Genomic DNA, 4632 nt, shown 5'->3' with positions numbered 1-4632 from the left:
GGAGCGGCTGCGCGATCATTTCGGCTTCCCCGGCATGCGGGTGCTGCCCTTCGAATGGGGCGACCATTTTGAACCCTGGCATTACGATCCCAACCGCTATGCCGCGCATTCCGTGTTCTATACGGGTACGCACGACAATGACACAATCCTGGGCTGGGTCGCGTCGCGCGGCGGGCTGGACGGGGAGCTGGGGCACTGCATCCGTTCCTATCTGAATACGGACGGGCGGGAACTGCACTGGGACTTCATCCGCTTTGCCCTGGGCGTGAATTCCGAACTGGTCATCACGCCGGTGCAGGATGTGCTGGGCCTGGGCACCGAGGGCCGGATGAACGTCCCCGGCCTGCCCGACGGCAACTGGGGCTGGCGCCTGAAGGATGGTCAGTGGCGCGAGGAACATAGCGACCGGCTGCGCGACCTGACGGCGGCGGCGGGGCGGCTGGGATAGGGGCGGGGGAGCAGGGCGTTCCCTCACCCTCCCGTTGGCTGACGCCAACGGGCCCCTCCCTCTCCCACTATCATGGGCGAGGGGTGGATTTTTTGCCTTATGTTCTGCCCCTCGCCCACGATAGTGGGAGGGTGAGGGCCTGTCCGCCCCTCAATATCCCGGCGGCCGCTTGGCGGTGACCACCTTCTTGGGCAGGGTGAATTCGCCCTTCTGGCGGGCATAGGCGACGGCGATGCGGGCGCCGATGGTGGCATTGTTCAGCAGCAGGGCACGGTTGGCGGCCAGGCTGGCGCCACCGGTCAGTTCCTGCATGCGTTGCAGGAGGAAGGGCGTCAGGGCCTTGCCGCGCACGCCCTGCGCTTCGGCCTCGCCCACCGCCTGGGCGATGGCGGCTTCCACGGCTTCGGCGTCCAGGGCGGCATCGTCGGGGATCGGCACGCCGATGACCACGCCGCCACCCAGACCCAGTTGCCATTTGGCGCGCAGCACCCGCGCCACCTCGTCCGCCGTATCGCAGCGGCCGTCGACAGGCAGCGGCAACGTGGCGGTATAGAAGGCGGGGAACCGGTCGGTGCCATAACCGATGACCGGCACGCCCTTGGTTTCCAGATATTCCAGGGTGCGCGGCAGGTCCAGGATGGCCTTGGCCCCGGCGCAGACGACGGCAACATCGGTGGCGGCCAGTTCCTCCAGATCGGCGGAAATGTCCAGCGTGGTTTCCACCCCGCGATGCACGCCGCCGATGCCGCCCGTGGCGAAAACCGAAATGCCGGCCAGGGCGGCGCCGATCATGGTGGCGGCGACCGTCGTGGCGCCATCGGCCGCCTGGGCCAGGGCAACGGGCAGATCGCGGCGGCTGACCTTGCGCACACCCGGCTGGGCCAGGCGCTCGATATCATCGGCATCCAGGCCGACACGAATGCGGCCATCCAGAACGGCGATGGTGGCGGGCACGGCCCCTTCGGCGCGGATGGCGGCTTCCAGGGCGTTCGCCGTCTCCACATTCGCCGGATAGGGCAGACCATGGCTGATCACGGTCGATTCCAGGGCCACGACGGCCTTACCGGCCTTCAGCGCTGCCGATACTTCGGGATGGATGGAGAGGAAGTCCTGCATGGGTCCGGCCCTTGGATTTCAAGTCGCGGCGGAGAATGCAACGCCGGCCCCGTCGCATGCAACGCCGCCCGCTGGTGGGGCCGCCATGCGCCCACCACCGAGGTTCTGGCGGCATGCGAACGAGCGTGCTAAAACCAACCCATCACAAATAACCGCGCGTGCCACCGCGTCCAATGCGCCACCTGGAGGAATGATCGAAGATGCCCATGCCCAGCCAGTTCAAGGGAAAGCTGTCGCTGCCCGTCATCGCCTCCCCCATGTTCATCGTCTCCTATCCCGAACTGGTGCTGGCCGAATGCAAGGCCGGCATCGTCGGCACCTTTCCCAGTCTGAATGCGCGCCAGGCAGAAACGCTGGATGAATGGCTGACTAAGATCACGGGCGAACTGGCCGATTATGCCGCCGCCAATCCGGACAAGCCGGTGGCGCCGTTCGGCGTGAACCTGATCGTGCACCGGTCCAACACCCGCCTGCACGGCGATGTGGAATTGATGGTGAAGCATAAGGTGCCGCTGATCATCACGTCGGTCGGCGCGCCCGTGGGCATCGTCGAGGCGGTGCATTCCTATGGCGGACTGGTCTTCCACGACGTCACCAATATCCGCCACGCCAAAAAGGCGATCGAGGTGGGCGTGGATGGGCTGATCCTGGTGGCGGCCGGGGCCGGTGGTCATGCCGGCACCATGTCGCCCTTTGCCCTGCTGTCGGAAGTGCGGGAATTCTTCGATGGCCCGGTGGTGCTGGCCGGCGCCATGTCGTCGGGCGCGCAGGTGCGGGCCGCAGAGGTGCTGGGTGCCGACTTCGCCTATATCGGCACCCGCTTCATCGCGACGGCGGAAGGCAATGCGCCCGACGCCTATAAGCAGATGATCATCGACCATACGGGTGCTGACATTGTCTATACGCCGATGTTCAGCGGCATCCCCGGCAATTACCTGGGGCCCAGCGTCGCCGCCAACGGTATCGACGTGAACGCCATTTCCGGCGGCAAGGCCGATCCCAACCTGTCGATCGAGGATTGGTCGAAGAAGAAGGCCTGGAAGGATATCTGGTCCGCCGGCCAGGGCATCGGCACCATCCATGACGCCCCGCCCGTGGCCGAACTGGTGGCCCGCATGAAGGAGGAATACCGCGCTGCCGCCGCCGTGCCGGCCGCGTTCGTGTGACCCTTCCGGGGGTGGGGGCGGTCCAGCCTGGACGTTCAGGAAAAAGCCCGCCACAGTCGGGTGTCGTTTTTCCCGCACTGACAGGCCCCATGACCGCGCCCGCCCCCCTTGACCCCGTCCGGCTGCTCTCCTCCGTCGGGCACGACCTGCGCCAGCCATTCCAGGCCATGCGCCTGTTCCTGAACCTGCTGCAGATGAAACTGGCCGATCCCAAGCAGGTTGAACTGGCCGACCGGCTGGAACAAGCGCTGGAGATCGGGGCGGCGCAGATGGATCAGGTGCTGACCCTGGCGGCCCTTGCCGCCGGATCGGCGCGGGTGAGACTGGAACAGGTGCCGCTGGCGCCGCTGCTGTCCCGCGTGACGGGTGAACTGTCGGACAAGGCCGCCGATGCCGGCATGGAGATCAGACTGGTTCCCTCCACCCTGGTGGTGGACAGCGACCCGGTCATGCTGGATCGTGTGCTGCGGGCCCTGATCGAGAATGCCATCGCCCATGCCGCGCCCGGCCGCCGCATCCTGGTGGGGGTCCGGCGCGCGGGGGGGCCGGCGCTGATTGTCGCCGATGACGGGCCGGGCATTGATCCCGCCCATCGCGACGGGGTGATGGAGGCCGGCGGACGGGTGGAAAAGGGCGGCACGGGCCGGCGCGGGCTGGGCCTGGGCCTGACCTTGTGCCAGCACATCGCCCACCGTCTGGATCACGGTTTCGCGCTGGGCGGCCGGTCGGGGCTGACGGCGACGCTGCGCTTCGGCGGGGTGTGATCGGGGCGTCAGTACCGCCCCAGATCGAAACCGACCAGCGGCTTCACCGCCGGCGTGGCGTAGGTTTTTTTGCTGTGGCGCAGGCCCACGCGGGCCAGACCGGCGGCGACCATCACGGTCGTCGGGATCGGGTCGATGACGGGGATGTCATAGCCGGCCGCCAGCAGGCGGTCGGTGATGCGGCCGGCGCAGCCTAAGAAGCCCGTGCAGCCCAGAATGATGGCGTCGGCATGCTGGTGCCTTACGGCATGCAGTGCCCTGTCGGCCAGCGCTTCCTGCACCTCCTCCAGCCGGGCGGCCAGTTCCAGCACGGGAATGTCCACCACCTCCACCGAGGCCAGCTTTTCCGCCACGCCATAGACCTTGGCCAGATTGCCCAGCAGGGGCCGCACACTTTCCAGCACCGTCACCACGCTGAACCGGTGTCCCAGCATGGCGGCCACATGCATGCTGGTCTCTGACGGACCGAAGACGGGAACCTTCACCAGTTCTCGGGCGGGTTTCAGGCCGGGATCGCCCATGCAATCGATGATGATGGCGTCCACACCGTCCCGTTCAGCCGCCAGCGCCTTGGCCAGCGTGCCGGGCACGGAAAGCGCCTCGTCGAACTCACTCTCGATCGAGGGCGGACCGATATCGATCAGGCTATGGCTGAAACCCAGATCGGCGCTTTCCAGATGCGCGATTTCGGCCAGATCGCGCAGACCGCGCGTGGTGACCGGCGTGATCAGGCGGATGTCGAGCTTGCGTGCCATGGCGGCCCCCTGTCATTGGCGGAAGGCCCGATGATCGGGCGGGCAGGGGGCGCATGCAACCGGTCGCGGGGGGTAACGGCCCTTTCCTACCCGCCTGTTTGCCGCACCCTACCCCAGGCGGGCATGGCGGGGGCGACGGGGCGCGGCAATGATGCTATGTGCGGAGATCGACAGCGCCGGAACCGTCGAGGCCCATGGACCCGATCCACGATATCCATCTCGCCGCCAAGCTGACGCCGCCGCGCCAGATGGTGGCCCTGGTGGAAAGGCCGGAACTGGCGCCTGTGGCGGCCGGTCTGGCGGCGCGCGCCCTGACCCTGGTCCGCACACCCGCCGGCTATGGCAAGACCACGCTGCTGACCCAGTGGTGGGACGGGCTGACG

At 67.4% G+C, this 4632-nt stretch carries 6 protein-coding genes; 4 read left to right on the top strand and 2 right to left on the bottom strand.

Annotated elements, in window-relative coordinates:
- On the top strand, positions 1-448 hold a 448-nt coding region (locus KBA48_RS32590; protein ID WP_292912830.1), incomplete at its 5' end, for a 4-alpha-glucanotransferase.
- 150 nt (positions 449-598) lie between these two features.
- Here the strand turns inward: KBA48_RS32590 and KBA48_RS32585 are convergent.
- Positions 599-1564, bottom strand: a complete 966-nt coding sequence (locus tag KBA48_RS32585) for a pseudouridine-5'-phosphate glycosidase (protein ID WP_292912829.1) — start codon at positions 1562-1564, stop codon at positions 599-601.
- Between the two features lie 200 nt (positions 1565-1764).
- Here KBA48_RS32585 and KBA48_RS32580 point away from each other — a divergent pair, with 200 nt between their 5' ends.
- Together KBA48_RS32580 and KBA48_RS32575 are read left to right on the top strand one after the other, a co-directional pair.
- Positions 1765-2730, top strand: coding sequence for a nitronate monooxygenase family protein (locus KBA48_RS32580; RefSeq protein WP_292912828.1), 966 nt, complete (start codon positions 1765-1767; stop codon positions 2728-2730).
- An 89-nt stretch (positions 2731-2819) separates the two neighbouring features.
- A complete protein-coding gene (locus KBA48_RS32575; RefSeq protein ID WP_292912827.1) occupies positions 2820-3494 on the top strand; it encodes a HAMP domain-containing sensor histidine kinase in 675 nt (224 codons plus the stop codon).
- An 8-nt stretch (positions 3495-3502) separates the two neighbouring features.
- On the opposite strand, the gene KBA48_RS32570 is transcribed toward KBA48_RS32575, so the two are convergent.
- A complete protein-coding gene (locus KBA48_RS32570) occupies positions 3503-4249 on the bottom strand; it encodes an aspartate/glutamate racemase family protein (protein ID WP_292912826.1) in 747 nt (248 codons plus the stop codon).
- Between the two features lie 194 nt (positions 4250-4443).
- Here KBA48_RS32570 and KBA48_RS32565 point away from each other — a divergent pair.
- Positions 4444-4632, top strand: a 189-nt coding sequence (locus tag KBA48_RS32565; protein WP_292912825.1) for a hypothetical protein, incomplete at its 3' end; no start/stop codon positions are given.

This window comes from Niveispirillum sp., assembly GCF_017996735.1.
Classification (GTDB): Bacteria; Pseudomonadota; Alphaproteobacteria; order Azospirillales; family Azospirillaceae; genus Niveispirillum.
The sequence above is the reverse complement of the archived record's forward strand: the minus strand, read 5'-3'. Positions and strand labels throughout refer to the sequence as shown.

Coding starts and splice junctions, on each gene's coding strand:
- KBA48_RS32580 (WP_292912828.1), top strand. CDS start 1,765: ATGCCCATGCCCAGCCAGTTCAAGGGAAAGCTGTCGCTGCCCGTCATC.
- KBA48_RS32585 (WP_292912829.1), bottom strand. CDS start 1,564: ATGCAGGACTTCCTCTCCATCCATCCCGAAGTATCGGCAGCGCTGAAG.
- KBA48_RS32570 (WP_292912826.1), bottom strand. CDS start 4,249: ATGGCACGCAAGCTCGACATCCGCCTGATCACGCCGGTCACCACGCGC.
- KBA48_RS32575 (WP_292912827.1), top strand. CDS start 2,820: ATGACCGCGCCCGCCCCCCTTGACCCCGTCCGGCTGCTCTCCTCCGTC.